At 68.5% G+C, this 19325-nt stretch carries 21 protein-coding genes; all 21 read right to left on the reverse strand.

Annotation, left to right across the window (positions count from 1 at the left end; all coding sequences use genetic code 11):
• Window positions 1-242: 242 nt before the first annotated feature.
• Complete coding sequence (locus M0M48_RS07360) at window positions 243-1361, reverse strand: C40 family peptidase (RefSeq protein ID WP_257750630.1); 1119 nt, start codon at window positions 1359-1361, stop codon at window positions 243-245.
• 7 nt (window positions 1362-1368) lie between these two features.
• Complete coding sequence (locus tag M0M48_RS07365; RefSeq protein WP_257759320.1) at window positions 1369-2034, reverse strand: hypothetical protein; 666 nt, start codon at window positions 2032-2034, stop codon at window positions 1369-1371.
• A gap of 45 nt (window positions 2035-2079) precedes the next feature.
• Complete coding sequence (locus M0M48_RS07370; RefSeq protein WP_257750632.1) at window positions 2080-3057, reverse strand: ParB N-terminal domain-containing protein; 978 nt, start codon at window positions 3055-3057, stop codon at window positions 2080-2082.
• Window positions 3050-3784 carry a serine/arginine repetitive matrix protein 2 gene (locus tag M0M48_RS07375; protein WP_257750633.1) on the reverse strand — a complete coding sequence of 245 codons (735 nt, stop codon included), beginning with the start codon at window positions 3782-3784 and terminating at the stop codon, window positions 3050-3052. Before M0M48_RS07375 ends, M0M48_RS07370 begins: the two co-directional genes overlap by 8 nt.
• A gap of 110 nt (window positions 3785-3894) precedes the next feature.
• Window positions 3895-4239 (reverse strand): hypothetical protein, encoded by a 345-nt coding sequence (locus M0M48_RS07380; protein ID WP_257750634.1) that lies wholly within the window; start codon window positions 4237-4239, stop codon window positions 3895-3897.
• Window positions 4236-5144 (reverse strand): bifunctional DNA primase/polymerase, encoded by a 909-nt coding sequence (locus M0M48_RS07385; RefSeq protein WP_257750635.1) that lies wholly within the window; start codon window positions 5142-5144, stop codon window positions 4236-4238. Before M0M48_RS07385 ends, M0M48_RS07380 begins: the two co-directional genes overlap by 4 nt.
• 222 nt (window positions 5145-5366) lie before the next feature.
• Window positions 5367-6518: an SPFH domain-containing protein gene (locus M0M48_RS07390; RefSeq protein ID WP_257750636.1), complete on the reverse strand. Its 1152-nt coding sequence runs from the start codon at window positions 6516-6518 to the stop codon at window positions 5367-5369.
• Window positions 6519-6616: 98 nt separating this feature from the next.
• Window positions 6617-7249, reverse strand: a complete 633-nt coding sequence (locus M0M48_RS07395) for a hypothetical protein (RefSeq protein ID WP_257750637.1) — start codon at window positions 7247-7249, stop codon at window positions 6617-6619.
• 425 nt (window positions 7250-7674) lie between these two features.
• Complete coding sequence (locus tag M0M48_RS07400; RefSeq protein ID WP_257750638.1) at window positions 7675-8313, reverse strand: endonuclease/exonuclease/phosphatase family protein; 639 nt, start codon at window positions 8311-8313, stop codon at window positions 7675-7677.
• Between the two features lie 31 nt (window positions 8314-8344).
• Complete coding sequence (locus M0M48_RS07405) at window positions 8345-11353, reverse strand: LysM peptidoglycan-binding domain-containing protein (RefSeq protein ID WP_257750639.1); 3009 nt, start codon at window positions 11351-11353, stop codon at window positions 8345-8347.
• Window positions 11350-11769, reverse strand: coding sequence for a TadE/TadG family type IV pilus assembly protein (locus tag M0M48_RS07410; RefSeq protein WP_257750640.1), 420 nt, complete (start codon window positions 11767-11769; stop codon window positions 11350-11352). The genes M0M48_RS07405 and M0M48_RS07410 overlap by 4 nt, the downstream gene beginning before the upstream one ends.
• Complete coding sequence (locus M0M48_RS07415; RefSeq protein WP_257750641.1) at window positions 11766-12188, reverse strand: TadE/TadG family type IV pilus assembly protein; 423 nt, start codon at window positions 12186-12188, stop codon at window positions 11766-11768. The genes M0M48_RS07410 and M0M48_RS07415 overlap by 4 nt, the downstream gene beginning before the upstream one ends.
• Entirely contained in the window at window positions 12185-12601 is a 417-nt protein-coding gene (locus tag M0M48_RS07420) for a TadE/TadG family type IV pilus assembly protein (RefSeq protein ID WP_257750642.1), read from the reverse strand. The genes M0M48_RS07415 and M0M48_RS07420 overlap by 4 nt, the downstream gene beginning before the upstream one ends.
• On the reverse strand, window positions 12570-12764 hold the full coding sequence (locus M0M48_RS07425) for a hypothetical protein (RefSeq protein ID WP_257750643.1): 195 nt from the start codon (window positions 12762-12764) through the stop codon (window positions 12570-12572). Before M0M48_RS07425 ends, M0M48_RS07420 begins: the two co-directional genes overlap by 32 nt.
• A gap of 32 nt (window positions 12765-12796) precedes the next feature.
• Window positions 12797-13696 carry a type II secretion system F family protein gene (locus tag M0M48_RS07430; protein ID WP_257750644.1) on the reverse strand — a complete coding sequence of 300 codons (900 nt, stop codon included), beginning with the start codon at window positions 13694-13696 and terminating at the stop codon, window positions 12797-12799.
• Window positions 13693-14493 (reverse strand): type II secretion system F family protein, encoded by an 801-nt coding sequence (locus M0M48_RS07435; RefSeq protein WP_257750645.1) that lies wholly within the window; start codon window positions 14491-14493, stop codon window positions 13693-13695. The genes M0M48_RS07430 and M0M48_RS07435 overlap by 4 nt, the downstream gene beginning before the upstream one ends.
• Before the next feature lie 53 nt (window positions 14494-14546).
• Entirely contained in the window at window positions 14547-15932 is a 1386-nt protein-coding gene (locus M0M48_RS07440; protein WP_257750646.1) for a CpaF family protein, read from the reverse strand.
• An 86-nt stretch (window positions 15933-16018) separates the two neighbouring features.
• Entirely contained in the window at window positions 16019-16783 is a 765-nt protein-coding gene (locus M0M48_RS07445; protein WP_257750647.1) for a hypothetical protein, read from the reverse strand.
• Window positions 16783-17460: an SAF domain-containing protein gene (locus tag M0M48_RS07450; protein WP_257750648.1), complete on the reverse strand. Its 678-nt coding sequence runs from the start codon at window positions 17458-17460 to the stop codon at window positions 16783-16785. The genes M0M48_RS07445 and M0M48_RS07450 overlap by 1 nt, the downstream gene beginning before the upstream one ends.
• Before the next feature lie 25 nt (window positions 17461-17485).
• Entirely contained in the window at window positions 17486-18448 is a 963-nt protein-coding gene (locus M0M48_RS07455; protein ID WP_257750649.1) for a hypothetical protein, read from the reverse strand.
• Window positions 18433-18861 carry a hypothetical protein gene (locus M0M48_RS07460; RefSeq protein ID WP_257750650.1) on the reverse strand — a complete coding sequence of 143 codons (429 nt, stop codon included), beginning with the start codon at window positions 18859-18861 and terminating at the stop codon, window positions 18433-18435. The genes M0M48_RS07455 and M0M48_RS07460 overlap by 16 nt, the downstream gene beginning before the upstream one ends.
• Between the last annotated feature and the right edge of the window lie 464 nt (window positions 18862-19325).

The raw sequence follows: 19325 nt of genomic DNA on the forward strand, positions 1-19325 counted from the left end.
CCCCACCACTCCCGGGGACTCTTACGGATCCCGGGCGACCTTGTGCGGGAAGAGGATCAAATCAAGCCTCCGCTGTCCTCTATGAGGGCGTGATCGTTGCCCAGGGCGTCGCATGTCAGCCTGCCAGAGTCTGAGTCCGTCCGGTGGACGAACGGAGACGCTTGGGCGGATGCTCCCGGCAGTCGCGGCCTTCGTGTGCGGAGGATGGCATTCCCCTCCGACACAAACTCGCTGTCCGGTCGTCAGTCAAGCCGGCGGACAGTCATGACCTCGTCTGAGAACTCGCCGATCGTCCCGTAGCGGACGACGTCACCGGTCCGAGGCGCATGCAGGATCCGGTCGCCGCCAACGTAGATCGCGACGTGATGCGGGCCGCCCGCGCCCGGGTAGCTGAAGAAGATCAGGTCCCCGGGCTTCTTCTCGCCGAAGGGGATGCCCGTGCCGGCGTGGATCTGGTCGCCGGAGTAGTGAGGGAGACGGATGCGTCCGCCCGAGGCTTGGTACGCGGCGTACAGGACGAGCCCGGAACAGTCGAAGCCACCGCCGGTCGGCCCCTCGAAGTTGCCGCCGCCCCACACGTACGGCTTACCGAGCTGGGAAGCAGCGGCCTCGATGAAATCACCCGCGAACCCCGGGGGAAGGTTCATCGGCACCTCGCTCGCCGGCTGAGCACATGCGAGATCGCTTGAGAGCGATACGCCGCTCAGCGTCGCAAGGACCTTCTCCGCGATCGGCTGGTTGACGGCGTACCGGTCCGGATATGCCGAGACTTGCACGGCCTGGGCAGCGGCACCGAGATCCATCGATGCCCATCCGTCGATATCGAGGAGGCCCCGTGGCGAGCCCTGGTTCGGGCCGCTGGGTCTGCCGTAGAAGGCGCGGGATGACCACACGGGGTCCATCAGGTTCTCGACAGTGCCCCAGCCAGCGGCGGGGCGTTGCTGGAAGAGGCCGACGGAGTCGTGGTCGCTGCCGTCACCGTCGTTCGGGATGTTGCCGGAGTGGGGGTAGGCGCCGATGTTCGACAGGACCCGCAGCGACGACTCGGTCAGCGCGGTCATGATCGCGATCATCTGGCCGCGGGCCGGGACGTTCTCGCTCTGGCCTGTGGCGATGATTGCGGCGGCGCGGGTGAGCTGCTGCTGGTTGAGGGTGATGGTCTCGCCGTTGGTGTTCGCCGCGCTGAGGCTGTCCGGAACCGGGCCGCTGACGCCGAGGCTCTCGGTCGCCTGACCATCCCACATGCAGCTGCCCGATCCGGTCGCCGCGGGGCTGATCAGCGTCGCGATGCCCAGGACGGCTGCGCCGGGGGCGAGGAGTACGGCGGCGGCGGCTCCAACCGCGAGCATCCTGATGCCCACGGCGTCGTCACCTGAGTGGGTTGGCGAGCTGCGAGAGCCGCAGCACATGGCAGCGGTCGAACGAGGGCTCGCAGGCGACGAAGACGGTGAACGCGACGGGGTGCGACGACTCGGCGCTCTCGCCGTTCCACACGCCGCTTCGGTGCCGCGTGCCGGTGACCGTGACGGCCGTCGTGCCCGGTCGGAGATGGCCGTGGGCTTGCTCGACCGCGGAGGTCCAGGAATCGGGGACGTACGCGCCGTCGATCTCGATCGTCTGCCGTACCTCCATCGCCCCGAGGTCGAGCCATTGGTCGACGGTCGGCAGGTAGGTCGCGACGTCGGCGATCAGCCCGGACGTCTCCTCGCCCGAGGGGTCGGCATCGGCAAGGACAGCGGCGGTGTAGTCAGTGGGCAGGAAGCCGAGGCTGGTGTCCCAGTCGAACAGTGACGACGCGACGGCGCGTGAGTACGCGATCGGATCGTTCGTGTGGGGGAGCGCACGATCTTTGAGGGTGACCACAGGAGTCGCCTCCTCCGGGATCGCCTCGAACTCTCCGGGCGGTGGAGGCCCCGAGGTGGATTCGGCGGACTGGGGTCCACGCACGAGTCCGTAGATGCCGACGGCGAGGGTCGCGACGGTGAGGACGCAGCCGAGGATGACGGCGATCTGGCGCCAGGTGAGGTTGCGCATCGAGGCTCCGAGGTCGAGGTGGCGGACACCCCAGAGGTACGCCGATCAGGCCGACGCGGCCGCCGTACGTGCTTGACGGAGCTGGTCACGCAGCTCGATCGTCTCGGCGACGACGCGCTCGAAGCGCGCCCAGTCGTCGTCCTTGAGAGCACCAGCGAGCTCCGCGACGTCGTAGAGCGCAGTCCACCCCTCGAGCTCGGACCACATCAGTACGAACGACCGCGGGCTGTGGTGCTTCGGTGCGCGCTTGGCCTTGCTCCGCAGAGCACGGAGGCGCTGGGCGTTCTCTTCCTCCTGGACGCGCTTGAGCGCTTCGGCCGCGAGCCGGGCGAGCTCGTCCTCGTCGTCCTTGGAGGGGGGAGGCGGGCTGCTGGCTAGCTCGACGGCGGCCTTAACGCGCTTGTAGGCGGGAGCGACCGGTGCGTCGTTGTCGATCTCGGTCAGCATGTTGGCGGCGAACTCGCGCACCGACGCGCCCAAGTTCTCGTCCTCGGCAACGGACCGGATCCAGTTGATTCGATCGAGCCGCTGGGATGCGTCGGTCCCGGTGACGATGTGTGCGGCGATCGAATTCGTCTTTCCGTGCGGTGGTAGTGACTCACTACCACCGTTGGCTCCGCCTTCGTTGCCCGTGCTGCCGAACCGCGTGGCTGCCTGTCGCCGCTCCGAGTCTTCCTTCTCCAGGACCTTGATCTCCTCGTAGAGGCGCGCGGTCTCGACAGGGGAGAGCGGCTTGCGCTGCTCGTTCTCGTCCTGCTGGGCGAGCAGGTGCGAGAGCTGATCGGAGATGCCGGAGCGGACCCACACATTCAAGGTGCGCCGCCCGAGCCGGCGCATCGCCTCCAGGCGGCGCAACCCACAGACGAGCACTCCGTCTGGGGTGACAGTGATCGGCTGGAGCAGTCCAACCTCCTCGATCGAACGCATCAGGGCGCTCATGTCGCCGAGGTCGCGGCGGTGACGTACGCCGACGATGATTGAATCGATCCGCCGCTCGAGTTCGATGTGTCCCTTGTCAGACATCGATCCTCCTGGCGACCTTCGGCGCGGAGTCGCGGATCTCCACGACGAGCCCGTCGTCGGCCAGTAGGTCGACGACCTTCCAGTCGCAGACCAGCATGGCGAGTGCGCCGACGCCGGCCCGAGTCGCTGCGGCGGCCTTGTCCGGGTTGCCGAGCACGATGCGCAGCACGGTGGCCCAGGAGTCGCGGTCCAGGTCGAGGGCCACGCGGCCGGCCAAGTCACGCCGAAGGTAGGCGTGGGCGACGTGGCGGTCCCCGGCCTCCATCAGCCTTGTGGCGATGTAGTCCAGGGTGCAGGTCGCGCTGCTGCTCGGCCAGCCGAGAGCGACGAACATGCTGATCACGAGGTTGAGCGCCTCGAACGCTGTCGTCGGCGTGGCCTCTCCGGGCTTGAACCGCGGCGCCTGCGGCGCCGGGTCCACCGGCGACGGCCCCTTCCTCTCAGCGAGGATTTCGAGGAACCCCGTCTCGTCTTCGCCGAAGCGGCGCGCGTCGTGGTGACGCGTGACCTCCCGCCTGCGCGCCTGGGCCGTCGAGCAGAGCAGCCCGGCCGCGCGCTCCTCGGCGATCAGGCTGACCTGGACGGCACGAGTGATGACGGCCCACGGGTCGTCCGCGCACCTCACGGCGCGCGTGCGCATGGCCTCGAACGCGGCGTACGCCGAATCCTCTGGCTCGCAGTTGTGAGTGCGCGCGAGGGCTCGGTACTTGCGGATCGTGAACTCCATGAGCCGCTCCGCCTCGGGGTCCTGCCGCCAGGCCCAGTAGCCGACGCTCTCCCGGTCGTGCAGGCGCTGCAGGAGTGCGCGGAGTCCTTCAGGGGTGGCGAACGAGGCGTTCACAGTCCCAGTCCTTCCTGGCTCACGGTGGGCGCCGCTGATCGGTCGGGTCCGGGGTGGCGGAGCGTCCTGGTCGTCGTGGCCGGCGTACGGCGCGCTCGTCGTACGAGCTCCGACTGGAGATCGATCCCGCGGCCGACCATCGGGCCGAGGTAGGAGCCGAGCTCGGTGGGGCGTATCCAGGCGATCCGCTTCTGCGCCTGCTCGCGTGCCGGCCCTTCAGGCCCGAGTGACGGATCACGGTGCCGTGCAAGCTCGCTGGCGGTGGGCTCGACGCCCTCGGCAGGGCTCGGGCGCTCCGGCGGTCGGTAGCTGTGGCGGCGGTACTCGGCGTGCGTGTTCACAGGTGGATCCCTTCACTCGCTGGGGTAGGGCCTGGGCGGCTCCCCGTGCCGAGCCGGGTGGCGATGCGGAACGCGGAGTCGACCGTGGTCTCGATCTCGCGGTCGGGAAGCCCTGCGTACTGTGCTGCCGGCCCGAGCCAGCCCATGACTTCCGCGTGGCTCAGTCCGTTCTCGACCATCCGGCACGACGCCCAGAAGAGGGCACGGTTGCGACCACCTTCCGGGGTATGCGCGACAGTTCGCGCGAGAGCGTCTGGGCGGCATCCCTTGGTGGGCATGCCGGGCGGCGGGGGCATGCGCGCCGGTCGGGGTGGCTCCAGGAACCGGCGGAGTGCGACCGCATCGACGGGCTTCGGAGGGTGCGCGGCGACCGCGATGACGTCGTAAGACCTCTGGGCGCCGTCGACCGTGACGCGCGACGGGGGAGCGATGACGTAGCCGCCGTCGCCGCGGAAGTCGACGTGGGCCGCCGGGACCTGCCAGCTGCGCTGCTCCTGTCCGCGGACGTTCGGGTAGTAGGCGTGGAGACCGCCCGAGGGCGTGCGCACCAGCCACGCCCAGTCGTTTCCGAACCCCTGGCTCCGCGATCGTTCGAAGGCGTCGAATCCGCTCGCGCCGGGATGGACGTCGACATCGACGACGAGGACGCCGGTCGGTGCGCCCGTGGGCAGTCCGATGTTCGCGTCAGGGGTGCGCTGCCACCAGCCGTGGACGACGCGGGCGACGGAGGTCGCGTCGTGGAAGCCGTTGGGCGTGAGCGGCTGCTTGCCGCCCGGGACGCACGGGAAGACCGGGATGCCGAGGTTGGCATAGCGCAACGCGGCGGCCGCGAGCTTAGCTTCGCCAGCGACTCGCTGCATCGTCGACACCGACCACGTCGGGACCGGGTTGTTGGGGTCGAACATGCCCCCGACGATGCGACGGCAGGTTCCCCGGAATCAGGGGAACTTGCCCGGCTCGGGCAGGGGGATACCTGAGTTTCCGCAGGTCAGCAGGTATCCCTAAGTCGTGTTGATCGACCTGTTGATCGGTCCCGCAATCGCCGCTTGCTGGGTCCGACTCCCTTTGGCTCGCGGCCTAACGCTGCCGCCTGATGCGGCCCCTTGCGACGAGTTGACGCAGTCCGGCTACATGCGACCGAGGACTTCCTGCTGCTTCGCGGTGTACTGCTCGGAGGTGATGAGGCCCTGGTCGAGCATCTCTTTGAGCTGACTCAGGACGGCGACGGGGTCGCTTGTCGCCGGCGCGGCAGGTGCTGAGGGAGACGTTGGTTGCGTCAGGCCGGATGCGGTCCCGCTGATCGCTCCCAGCCCCATGGCCAGGCCCATCATCCCTGCGCCACCCTCGCCGCTCTCGGCCATGGCCATCGCGGAGTCGGCGATCGTCGTCTGGGTATAGGCATTGCCGACGCCGCCGCCCAGCATGAGGCCCTTGTTGTACTTGTCCATGAGTTCGCGCGACGCCTGGTCGTACTCCACCGTGCTGATAGCCGCGGCGACGACCTCGAGGCCGAACCTCTCGAGCCAAGAACCCTCGGGTCCCCCTTCGTTCGTGAGGGCTGCGGCCAACTCCGGGCCGTGCGAGGCGAGGGATGCGATGTCCGTCGTACGCGACAGCGACTGGAGGGCGGCCTGGAACGCCGTGAGGAACTCTTGGCGCAGTTGGCTCACGCTGGTCTCGTCTGCGAGCGAGTAGTACTGCACATTCGCTGGGAGGAAGGCGCGGAAGAACCGAATCGGGTCCACCACCCGCACCGAGTACTGGCCTCGGGCCTTGAGACGGAGCACCGGCGCTTGGCCTGACCCCTCCGGAACGAGTGAGAAGTCTTTGTAGGGCAGAGGACCGGGAGTGCCGAACCGCAGGTTTCGGATCTCGCGGAGATTGACGTAGTAGATGAGCTGCTGCTGCGCTGGCTGTCCACCGAACTTGAACCGCTGCCAGGACTGTCGAATGAGGGTCTCTCGGAGGCCGCTGCCGTTGAAGATCGAAGGCTGGCCGTCATTGCGGAACACGAAGTAACCCGGTTCGGTGGAAACGCTCGCAATCCCGCCGCCGTCTGTGATGATCACCGCAGTGTTCTCGGGAACGACGACCCGAGACCCATCAGTGATCACGTTGGACGATGAAGATCGATTGGAGCCGCGGCCGCGGTTGCTCTCCTGAAAAATGCCCGGAGCGATGATGGTCTGCTCATCGAAGGCCGGAGCGACGTAGTAGTTCTTCCACTGGTCGGCGAGAGTCCCGCCGACCGCACCGACTGCTGCGCTGATCAGTCCCACAGCGTCCCCGCCTTCCTCAGTTGACCGAGCAAGTGCTGCGACCCGTGTCGGCCGAACCCCTAGCTCTCGTCCGCAGCGTAGGCGAGAAGCCCGACGGATTACTGCGCATTCAGCACCAAAGGCTCACCGCAGGCGACGCAAGGCCGCGTGATGCCGACGATCACTTCGTTGTGCGCATGACAGGCGCGACATGCGACGACGGTCTTGTGCGATGTCTTCGGCACGTACCTCTTGCTCACGACTTCCTCGGCTTGGAAGTCGATGTGGATGTCTTCAACGACACCGATGTCGATCATGCGCTGGAGGTCGCGGTAGACGGTCGCCTGGCTGGCGCCAGTGATGGCCGCGATCTGGTGAATCTTCATGCGCTCGACGCCGGTCAGGATCGCGAGGTACTTCCGCTGGGCGGCGCGCCGACGAGCCTGCTTGATCCGCACATAGACGCAGAGCGCCGCAAGGGCCAGCAGAGCAAGCCCGACGAGCAGGAACACAAGGCGCGTACCGAACGGAATCTCGGTGGTGGTTGTGGTCTCGTCCTTCCACCACAAGTGACCGGACGACTCGGTCTCCGTCCGTTCCGACCGAAAGAACAGCCCAAAGAAGACCGCGCCAACGACCCCGAAGATGAGCGCCAGGAGCACCAGCCAATGGCGCTTGACGGAGCCCGCCATCTGCGCGCGCTGACGCTCTGCACGCTCGGACTCCGCAGCCAAGTACTCGAACACGTTCACGCCCGAATCGTAGTCGCCGTCCTTCGGGCCATGGCTCGAATCGTCGAGCTCGTCCTCGCGCGTCCGCCCCCGCGGAGCGAGGCGGCCCGGACACCACGAGTCGAACATATGTGCGATAGACGGTCAATAATGGAACAGTGTCCGCCAACCCGCCGAAGCATGATGCCTGGCCGCAGCCCAGGCATTGGCGGCATTGCTGGGTTCGCTTCGATCGAAGGAACTACCCGCCGCCAGCCCCAGGCTTGATCCTCGACTGGCGCTTGGAGCGTGGGCGCTGGTTCGCCTGGGTGATCTGGATCGACAACGGGAGTTTGCGGGAGGGCGTGCGGCAGGTGTGGCTGCCGCAGTCCGTGCTGCGGCCAGCGAGGAGCGACATCAACATCTGGAACGACGGCCCCTGGCGCTAGGCCGTGTCGAAGCCACGGTCACTCGATCTCAACGACGTAGGCGTCGTGGTCTGAAAGTTCCATGCCGTCAGCGAACGCGCTCACGCGTTCGACCGATGTGGCCGCCCAGAAGGCGGGAACGGCCACGTGGTTGATGCTGTAGGCGCCGACTTTGCGGTGGGGTGACGCGTCTGTCGGAGCGTGAAGGCCGAGACGCTCGAGTGCCCTGAGGATCGACACCCGGCCGCCCCTGCTCCCCGCATTCAGGCGACCAGTTAGCTCGTGATTCCAATCGCCGCCCCAGACGATGGGAGCGACGGTCTCGATCGCCGCTACAGCGGCAGCCGTTCGGGAGGCTTGGTCTCGGCCGGTCCACGTCGGAGCGCCACCGGCGTTTCGCCAGGGCAGAATCGATGAGGCAACCCGCAGGCCGTCGAACTCCGCGAGAGCCGTCGCAGCGTGGGGAGCGGGCAGCGGCCGCAGGCGCGTGCCCGCAGCGACTGCGGCCCAGCGACGGCCAGGCTGCATCTCGGCCCCGCCGAAGTGAATGTCGAAGCCACGGATCTCGACCGTCTCGACGACCTCGGTCAGCAGGAGCAGGTCCGCCCGTAGCGACTTGACCAGGCCGTGGTGCCGCGATGTCCATTTGCCTTCAAGATTCCAGGTCGCGATCCGCACGGCTGAAGTCTTGCTTACGAGGGCCTGGCAATCAGCCTGTTCGACGTGGCGCCCCCTGCCGCCTGCGCTCCGTGACCTCTCTCGTTCGAGGAGGCAGTTGGATCGGTCCGTAACCGTCGTCGCTTCGGTTGTGGACGCCGTTCCTCAGCCGAGCGTCAGCTTTGTCGGCGTCACCCATTGCTCGGTCGACCTCCGCGCGGTCGAGAGTTGCGACCTCGTCGTACGGCGAGGCAGCAATCGCGACGGCTGACGCGAAGTCGGCGAGTTGCAGGTCCGCGGTCGCGAGAGCATGTGTGGTCACGATGTGTGCCACGTCCACGATGGCGGCAGTCATGATCTGGTCGACACGGTCCCCCTCGAGCAGCCAGCCCCACCCGTCCTTGCGGAGCTCGGTGAACGGCTCGCCGCTGACCAAGTGGAGGGCGGCCACGAGGTCCTCCATCCCGTCCGCGCCGCGGCTCTGGCCTCGGGCACGTAGGCGGCGGAAGAGGTCGAGGTCCGTCAGCACGCCGTCGAGTGAGTACGTCCCGCCGACGCCATCGATGTGGGTCTGCTGCGCCCGTGGCAGGAACGGCTTCCCGGATCGATCCTTGCCCAACCATCGCCTCACGATGCTCAGGTCGGTGCGTGCTCGATGGGGGCGAATGCATAGGGCCGCGGCCAACTGGTCCGCGGTGACTCCGCGCGGATGGAGCGCGAGGTAGGCGAGGAACTCGAGGTAGTACGGCCGGCGGTGTGCCGTCGCGGTTGCGTCACCCAAGGTCCTGGCTGACACCGGTCCGAGCAGGGTCACCTTGGGCACGACCGGCATCGGCGACTCCCATCGGGCGAGGTCCTCGTCAAGCTCTGGATCGGCGGCATGCACCACCTGTGCGGCCTCCGGGCCCGCGCTGGGGGCCAAGGCTTCGACGTCCTCGACGGTGGTTGCCGCCCGGTCGGCGTAGACGTGAGCGTCGAGCGGCAGGAGTGACGAGGCGCCAGCCGGTTGCTCCTCCGGACGCGGGTCGGTGAGTTCGTCGACGAGCGCGCCCGCGCAGTCCGTCACGGTCTCCATCTCGGCGGCGCGGGGGACTGGCACCACCTGGGCCTCCGAAGTGAGATCGATCAGCGCGGCACACGCCTCGGCTTCGGTGGCTGTGAGCCCCGCGGATGCGAGATCCAGGTCAAGGGAAGGAACTTGCACGCGGCCGTCGGTGCTCAGGTGGAGGTCGGCGTACGGCCGGGACGCTTCGCAGCCGACGGTCACCATCGCGATGCCGGAGCGTCCGGGGAAGCCGACGACGGCTCCGGCCAGCCGCGTCAGATCCGGACTCGTGTCGCCGCTCGCGATGATCACTGCGTGGAACTCGTCCGGCTCCCCGGTTGGGCTGGCGGTCGCGAGGTCGTTGACAAGCGCGTCAAGGAACGCGTCGTCTCCGGGCTCGTGGAAGTGGAAGAAGTCGCGGTTGATCGCCGCCAACTCCGCGCCGATTCCCAGCGCTTCGACGTGTACCGGCGAGGCCCAAGGGTTGACGATCAACTCCGCCACGAGATTGCGAGCCAGGGCGGCACTACGGTCGGCGTCCCCTGACAAGGCCAGCGCACGAAGCTCCTCGAGGTTGAGCAGCACGAGCGCGCCGTCGTCTGCCTTACCGACGCTGACCAGCATCGGGTACGGCGGCAGTGCGTCCGGGGGCGGAGTCGGGACCGCCTCGACAGGGATGTGCCATGCAGCGCCTTCTCCGGTCCATGGCTTAGGGAGTTCAGCCGGCTCTGCGAGCGTCAACACGATCCGGCTGGAAGAGAGCCGGACGGAGAGCAGGCGAGGTGCAGGGGCCAGGCCCCGGAGCGCCGCATCAAGCTCCTCGATCGGATGGGCATTGACGGATCCCGACACCTGCACCGACTTCTCGACTGAAAGCAACTCGTCCGGTGGTGGCGCGATGATCCTGCCGGGCCGGCGATAGCGCAGTTGGGTTCGCCGGTGCTGTCGGAGCACCAGCCAGAGCGACCCGGCCAGGAGCGCTCCTGCGCCGGCCAGTCCAGGGAGCAGCCAGGTTGGGGTGATCTCGTCCTCGGCAGATTCGGGGGAAGCCTGCTCGGGTGCGGGTTCTGCTCCTTCCGGAACGGGAGGAGTCGCGCCTTCGGTGGGAGGAATCGACTCGGGGAGAGGTGGGTCCTGATCGTGCTTCGGCTCCTGCGGCTCAACCGGATCCGACTGCCCCGGAATCGTGAGCTTCCAGCCGGGGAGGATGAGATCCGGGTCGGAGAGGTGGGCGCCGTTCGGCTGAACAGTGTCGCGCGATGCTCGGAAGATCGACGGGTAGGCATCAGCGTCGCCCAGTTGGTCCTCGGCGACCGCGGAGAGGGTGTCACCGGGCTGGACGACGTACGAGCCGCCCGAAGACCCGTCGGCGACGGGGACCTTGAGCACGGTCCCGGGCAGGAGGAAGTCGGGACGCCCGTCGAGGACGGCCTGGTTGAGGGCAACGAGCTCGACGTACCGCGTGCCGTCGCCGAGTCGCTCTTCGGCGATTTTCCAGAGACTGTCGCCGCGCTTCACCGTGTAGCGCTCCGTCTGCGGCTGCACCGTCTGCGCGTGCTCGTCTGCTCGCGGCTCTGCTGGCGCATCCAGAGCAACAGCTACCGGCGGCTCCTCCGGCAACGGCGCGGCGACTGCAGCATGCGCTCGAGGCTGGGGCAGTACGGCGCTGACCGTGGGGACGGCGACGAACAGCAGCGCCGCGGCCGCGACCAGGCGGTCTGCGGCAAGCTGAGGAATCGCGAGGCCTGGGAGGCGCGGCGTACGGATGCCGCGAGCCTGCGACACGATCGAGGCGACGAGCTGGCACGTGAAGACGGCCCACGCGATCCAGCAGATTGCGGTGATGACCTGGAGCGCGAGCGTGCCGTCGTCCTGGGCCGTCAGCCTCGACCAGGTGAACGCGCTCGGGTCGGGCAGCGCGTCGATGGCGATGAGCACGACGGGCACCCCGATCACGAAGGCGACGAGCGTGAGTGTGGCCAGGAGGCCGCGAAGCCTGAAGTCGGTCCTGTTCATTGCTCGCTACCTCCGAGGGTGCGGACGAGTCGCGCGGTCGCGGTGCCGGTGACGTCGAGGCGGTTGATGCCGATGAGACCGAGGAACTGCGGGTCGTAGGAGTCCGAGACGGTCACCGTGATCGTGGTGCCGTCGTTGATGGTGACCGTTCCGGCGACGCCGGCCGCGTCGAGATAGCGCTGGGCAGCGGCACGTGCCGCGGCGGGAGAGATCGCGAGGTCGTGCCCCTGGATGGCCGAGCTTCCTTCGACCTCCTCGCCACCTGCCCGTGCGGCCTGCGCGGCGACGTCGTGGGCACGCTCGTGGGCGTGGACCTGGCCACCGAGGTCGACCGCCAGTCCGACAAGGAAGATCATCACGAAGCTGGACAAGGCCAGCCACACGGTGATGGAGCCGCGATCGTCCCGGCGGCTCATCGTTCCCGCCAGGTGTCGATCGGACTGGACATCGTCGCGCGCATGACGCGGGATCCGGGGACTCCCGGAACGGCGAGATCGGACAGGTCGAGTCGGCACGCGACAGTCACGTTCACCGAGCCAGGAACGCCAGGCTGCTTGTCGAAGTCGCTCGTGTCGACGGCGACATCGATGGCCGAGCACCCGATCTTCTGGTTGGTGATGCTCGAAGTCGCCGCCTCGCGGGCATCCGCTCGGGCGGCGCCGGCATTGCGCGCGAGTGAGGCAGACCGAGCAGCATCGGCGGCGGCGGACTGGAGCGCCTGATGAGTGGTCGCCGTACGGCCTCCGAAGATGACCAGGCCGACGAAGAGCGCGAAGGCGGGCACGCCGATCGCCGCCTCGATCGCTGCTGAACCGCGTTCGTCCCGGCGGATCACGGCGCCGTCGCCTGCTCGACCGGCACGCTCGCGCTCTGCGTGATCCGGACCTTCCAACCCGGAATGACGCTCAGGGAGAAGCCACTGACCGTCACGGTGGCAGTCGTGGCGGTCCGGTTCGCACTCGTCGACGTCGCGGTGATGACGTCATCACCACCGGCCTCGGCGAGGAAGTCGTTGGCCGCGCCGACCCCGTCGGACTCCCGGCCCTGCTCGGCTCCAGCGGCTCTGGCACCCTGCTGCGCGGCCGCGATGGCGACCGACTTCGCGTGGTAGTAGAGCGCTGCCTGCATCCCGAGGAACATGACCGCGAACAGTGCGGGCAGCAGGACGACGAGCTCGATCGAGACCGAGCCCCGTTCGCCGCGTCGCCGGCGGCGGCTACTTGATCTTGCCCGCTTCTGAGGTGACATAGTTCGTGACCGCGAGGACCACGATCCCGACGATGCCGATGACCGCGACGGCCCAGAGGACGTGCTCCATCGTCACCGACCCGCGTTCACTGCGGCGGGAAGCTCGCAGGTCGTCGTACGTGCTTAGTGCTGCGATCTGCAGCAGGACCAGAACCTTCAACATGGGGTTTCCTCCTGTGGATGTGTCCTTCCGTGTCACGAGTTCGTGAACATGCGAAGCAGTGAGGGCGCGACGAGCAGCGCCATGAAGATCACGCCGAGCAGGGAGCCGGGCATCGACATGCGCTCGCCGACGGCGTTGGCCTGAGCGAGCTCGTCGTTGAGCATCGCTGTGCGCATGGCGGCGGAGCGGGCGCGCAGGGTGGCGTACACGCCGGCTCCTTCCTCGCCCGAGAGGCGCATGATGTCGGCGAAGTCGTCGAGCTCGGGCAGTCCGAGCTCCTCTGCCAAGGTGTGCAGCGCGTCCCAGGGCGGCAGTCCTGACCACCGCGACCGGGTGAGCTCCTCGGACAGCCGCGTGAACACCCACGAGTCGCCGACCTCGGCCGCAGCCTCCATCGCCTGGCGGTGGCCGATGCCGTTGTTCCGCTCCAACGCCACGAGGTCGATGTAGGCGCCGAGCGCTCGGGCAAACTCGGTCCGTGCCTTCTTGGCGTCGTCGAGGGCGTTGTAGTTCGGGATGAAGAACATGACGGCGGCCAGCGCGAGCGAGGCGACGGCCGGGAGTTGGAACGGGATGCTCAGCCCGAATGCGTTGAAGAGCGTGACGAGCACCGGCGGGATGACGAGGCCAAGTCCGGCGAACATCAGCTTCTCGCCGTAGAACTGCGCGACCGGGATCCGCAGCAGCGCGAGTTCGCGAGTGGGCGTGCGAACCCAGAGGCCGGGCGGCAGGACGCGAAGCCCCCACAGGCCGAGCCGCTCCTTGCTCGACCGCGCGGCGTCGGTGGCGCTCGCGCGCGGACGCGACGAGGAGACTCTCTCGAGCGCGTCGGCGAGGTCGGGCTCCGCGGGCAGGAGGCGGGCGACGAGAAGGACGAGGCCGAGGCCGACGAGACCTCCGGCAAGGATCGCCAACTGCAATCCGGTGATCATCGCGGCGCCTCCGCGACTGCGCGGGTTGCCAGGAACCGGGGGAGAGGCTTGCCTGCGGCCATGCGCCGCATCCAGACCAAGGTGGCGACGTACGCCGAGAGGAGGAGCACGAGGAGAACCTGGCCGACCGGGGTGCGGTACGGCTCGACGTACGTCCCGGACAGCGCAAGTACGACGAGCACGCTGGCGCTGATCAACGTGACCCACCGCGCGGTCGCTCGCGGCTTGGCTCGGTCTGCCTCGACCTGGCGCCGAGCACGCACGTCGGCGCCGACCGACTCGGCGAGCCCTTCGAGCACACTCGCGAGCCCGGCGCCGCGTCGACGGGCGCCCAGGATCAGGTTCGCTGCAATCAGGTCGCCGGTCGCGTCGTCGAGTTCGTCGGCGAACGCGCGCAGCGCCTTCTCGGTGTCCCACCGTGCCCGCAGCCGTGTCACGAGTCGGTGGACCTCGTCGGCGATCGGCGCGGGCGTCGAGCGCAGAGTTGCGACCAGCGCCTGCTCCAGGCCGATACCGACGGTGAGGACTCCGGACAGCGATCGAGTCCATTCCTCCATCGCTTCGAGGCGTGCGATCTGCGTGGCGGCCGGCGGAGCGCTGAGCAGTAGGGGCAACCCGATGACGGCGACCGGGGCGAGGACCAGCGGCAGGATCCAGCCCGTGATGAGCCATCCGACGAGGCCGAGCGCGCCACCGGCAAGAAGCAGGACTCGGGTTCGCCGGTTGAGGGCGCGGCGCCGGCTGGCTGCGGTGGGCTCCCGCGGCGGTATCGCGGTTGGGCGCAGGCCGATGACCACACCGAGGAGCCCCAGGGCGACGAGTCCACCCGCGAGTGCGGGAAGGATCGTGGTCATGTCCGGGCTCTCAGCTGTTGGCTACCGAGGTACGCCGCCAGGTCGAATCCGTGCTGGGCGAGTCGGCGGTACTCGTCGGGCAGGACATCGGGGACTGCGACGCCAGCGGCATCGCTGCGGAACACGTGGGTGGTCGCGTAGCCAGGCTCCTTCTCACCGGGCGCGAGCGCGATGACCTCCGCGACCCGTCTGGTCCGCTGAGCCCCGCCTGGCACGACCTTGGTCTCCAGGCTCAATTGGACGATCAGGTCGACGGTCGCTGCGAGCTTGCTGGTGGCGAGACCCTGCGTGACGTGCGGACCCGCTTCCATCGCGCAGGTCACGAGCTTGCGTACGGCGGCCACGGCGTCGGCCGCGTGAGTGGTGGAGATGGAACCCGTGCCGGACTCCATCGCCTTGATCATCGCCCAGATCTCCTTGCCACGGACCTCGCCGACGATCTGCCGCGAGAGGTTGAAACGGAAGGAGTCGACCAGTGCCTCGTCGAGCGTGAACTCACCCGACTGCCGCCCGTCGGGACCACGTTCACCCGATCCCGGCCGGGCCTCCCAGGGTATGACCACCTTGTGCCGACCGAGCTCGTGGAGGTGCAGCTCGTACTCGGTCTCGAAGGTGCCGATCGCCTCGAGCTCGTCGATCTCGGCGCACAGGGCGCGGACCAGCGTGGTCTTCCCGGCCCCCTGCGCCCCGGCGACCACGATCGAGCACCGAGCGCGCACCGCGGCCCTCAGGAACGAGGCGACGACGAGCGTCATCATGTCGCGCTTGACGAGGTCGTCCAGGGTCACCCGCATCAGCCGGTGCCGACGGATCACGACGGACGGCCGGGTGGTCACCCACGCCACGGCCGCCAGCCGGGAGCCGCCGTCCAGCCTCATGTGCAGACTCGGTTGCGCCTCGGAGAAGGACCGCGCATTCACCTCGCTGCGAGAGGCAAGGAAGACGAGGAAGTCGATCAGCTCCTGATCGGAATCGGCCACCGACGGTCCGGGAACGAGCGTCCCGTCGATCAGCTCGAGCTGCACGTTGTCGTGGCCGACGATGACGATGTTCTCGATCCGATCGTCATCCACCAAGGGCTGCAGGCGGCCCAGGCGGAAGAGTGAGTCGAACACGGCCTGCGCGGTCGCCTGCTGCTTCGCGGGACTCCACGACCCGAGCCCGGCGTCGACGGCCTCTTCCATCGCAGACTCGATCAGGTCCAGCACGATCGACCGGCCCAGCTCCTGCTGTGCCTCCTTGCCGAGACGGGCACGCCCGGACTGCACGGCCTGGCTCAGCTGCTCGGAGGCCTGGGCGCGCAGTGTCGAGACGAGCGCCCAGTCGACATCGGAGGTGGCCGGGGGCGGCGATGCAACGGTCGCGTCGAGACCGCTCGGCACCTCGTGGGGGACGCCGTTGGTCGTCTGGCTGAAGAGCGGCAGGCGCGTCAGGTCGCCGTACTCGTTCGAGAATCGGTAGGTCTCGGTCATGGCCGCGCCTCCTCGACCAGCGCGAACCGACCACGGGCGATGTGCGCCTGCACCGATTGGACCGTGGCCTGGAGCGCGCGGATGTAGGGGCCGGTCTCGAAGTGCTTCGGGGGCGCCGCGCCGCGGTGATACACGGCCGCGGCTGCCGGATCGTCCGGCAGGTCGGCGACGACGGGCATGCCGAGAACCTTGGAGACCTCAGTGGCTCGATAAGGCTGGTCCTCGGCGATGAGAAGCAAGCCGGGGTGACGCCATCCGGTGGCGGGCTGCCGGACGGACTCCGCCCACGAACGAGCTGCCGAGATCGCCGGCAGAGTGGCCCTGGTGACCAGGAGCGCCGCGTCGGCGGCGTCCAGCAGCGGGGTCGGCGAGCCCATGAGGCCGAGCCGGCCGGCATCGACGATGACGTCCTGGCCGTTGTCATCCAGATCGCGGAGTGCGGCCGCCAACGGCTCCCAGAGGTCACGCAGCGCGGTGGCCTGCGCGTGCGATCGGATGCCGGCGACCAGCGAGACGTTCGGGCTTAGCGGCCGTACGAAGTCCCGCAGCGCGTCCGCCGTGCCGAGGGGTGAGAGGGCGAGCTCGATCAACCCGGCGTCGTACGGCGTCGTGCCGCGGAGGAACCCGGCGAGGACGCCGGATCCGCCGGTCGGGTCGGCTTCGACGAGGAGCACCGGGCGTGGCCAACTGAACGCCATGCCGACTGCGGTGGTGGTGACGCCGGGCGAACCGGAGGCCGAGGTCAGGCACACGATCGCCATCACTGGGCTCCCGAGTCGAGGATCAGCGCGACGTTGCCGGTCGCGGCGCGGGCCGCGAGGACGCTCGCGTCGGCGTACGGCACCAGGACGTTGACGACGGTGTTGCCGGTGGTCTCGTCGATCGCTGTGTCCACGACCTCGGCGGCGGTGAACTGTGGCGCGCCGGTCGGGGCATCGCCGTTGGCGGCCGGGGTGACGATGATGCGCACCTTGTCGCCGCCGTGCATGGGGAGCGCTGGGACCTGGGCCGGGGTCAGCGAGATGCCGACGATCGACTGGCCTTCCGGCGGCAGCGGTGTATCGGTCGTCGACTCGGTCGTGATCAGTCCGCCGGCAGAGATGTCGAGCGCGGCGCGTTGGCCGACGATCTCGTCGTACGCCGACGCAGGGAGTGGCTCCAGAGCCGGATCGCCACTGATCCGGATGCGCCGGACGTCGTCGGCGGTGATGACCTCGCCTCGATGGATCGTCTTCGTCGCAGCGAGGACCTCCTCGGTGCTGGTCGTCGCGTTCCATGCCCAGGCACCGAGAAGGCAGCCGAGGGCGGTGACGACGACGGCACCGACCACGAGTCCGGGCCGCCTGCGAAGCTTGGGCGGGGGAGTGACCGGCGGGCCGGCGTCGGGCGCGGTGCGGTGGGGGCCGGGCTTCCGGTCCTCTCGGGCAGTCGTGGTCACTTCGTCCCTCCCCGCGCAGCGCTCGTCAGTTCACGAGCACCTGCGCTTCGCCGATCCGGATCTGGGTCGAGCGGCTGAGGCCGTCGAGGCGGATCGTCCCGGTCTGGCCCGCGCCCGACCAGGTGATGACCCAGCTCGAGGTCGCGGTGACGGTGTAGGCGTCATCGGTCTGGCCCGCGCTCGACTTCTTGTAGGTGTGGCCGCAGTCGGGGGAGTCGTTCCGCCTGAACTCCGGCTTGTACGGCGTGCCCGCCGTGTCGCAGACGACTTCGGTTCCGTCGCCCATGTCCCAGGTGATGTGCAGCACCTTCGCCGTCGCGGTGATCGTGATGCCGCCTGCCGACGCACTCTCGGTGATCGGGCCGAAGGTCTGGCTGCTCGGCGCCTTCGCCCACATCCACACGGGCATGCCGACGAGGCCGATGCTGTCGGGACCGGGCTCGGGAGCGATGCCGATGTCGATCGCCCTGAGGTGCATGTTCTCGATCGCGATCTGGGCGACCTCTCTCGGTGTCGGTCCCGTGCCGGAGTTCGGCGGCGGATCCTGCGTCCAGATCGTGATGAGCAGCCCGGTCTGCGGCTGGTCGCAGTAGTAGACGGCACCGTCGCCGGGCTCGTGGCCCTGCCACGACGGGTCACCCGCGGGCGGCTGGGGCTGCACCAGCGAGATGTAGCAGTGGTAGGTGTTCGACCAGTAGGCGCCGTCCTTGGTGCAAGGGACCGGCCCGGGCGGTGGCTTCGTGATGCCTTGGCTGGTGCCGTCCCAGTAACAGGCGGCGCCGCTGCCGGTGTCCTCTGGCCCGTCGTCGCCTGGCGTACCCGGCGTGCCGGGATTGTCCGGGACGTGTATCCAGATCAGGCACTCTCCCGTCGCCGGGTCAGTCTGACCGCAGACCGTGCCGTCGGCGTACGACGGCGCGGACGCAAGGGCAGTGACGCTGGCGGTGGCGAGGGCAGTCAGCAGGAGGCGAATCAGGAGGCCGCGCATGGCGTCTGCTTGAGGTCCTGGCCCGTCGCCACGCGCCAACCGCCGGTGGGGTCGGCGGCGTACTTGTAGTTCGCGACGGTGTAACGGGTCCACCCGGTGTCCGGGCGGTTGGGGGAGACGATCGACTCGCCGCTCTTGTCGAGCACGTCGACCTTGGTGACGTCCCAGCAGACGTCGATGACGACCGTGGGCACCTTGCCGGCGTCCGGGTCGGAGTTGTCGAGGGTGACCGACTGGACCTTCAGCTCGCCGATGGCCGTGGTGCCGGTCTGGCGCTGGCCCTGATCGCGCTGCCGCTGTACGAGGGTCTGCACCGCGTTGAGCTGAGCGCCGATCGCGACGGTCTCGAGCTCCTTGAGATCGCTGGAGGGATCGGCCCGGAGCCCGTCGAGGACGGCGTAATAGTCGGTCATTGCCGTCGTCGCACTCGCCGACGCGGCGTCGTTCGGAGATGTCGGCGAGTCGCTGGCCGTCGGGTCCGTCGACTCAGCGGGGGACGACGTGGCTGGCGTCGTCGGTGGAGGATCCGCGTCGTTGTCGGCACACGCCGACACCGCGGCCAACATAAGTGTGCCGGTCGCCAGGAAGGTCAACCCGAGTCGATTCTTCATGGGGGTGCTCTTGCTTCCTCTCGCCTTACGGCGATGAGGCGCGACGACGTCCCACGGGCGGTGCGTGCATCGTCTGAACCTCATCGTAAGCCTGATTTGCGGATCCGGACCCGACGTCTTTACCCGGGTCACTTCGGGGATCAGGTGCTCGTCTCTGCCCAAGCCCGTCGTCCCACTTCACGCGTCCCACGTCTTCTCCCTTCCTTGTCGCCCGTTCAGCCCATCTCGCTCACCTCGTCATCCCACGTGCTCCTCGCCCTCCTGCG

Source organism: Pimelobacter simplex (assembly GCF_024662235.1).
Classification (GTDB): Bacteria; Actinomycetota; Actinomycetes; order Propionibacteriales; family Nocardioidaceae; genus Nocardioides.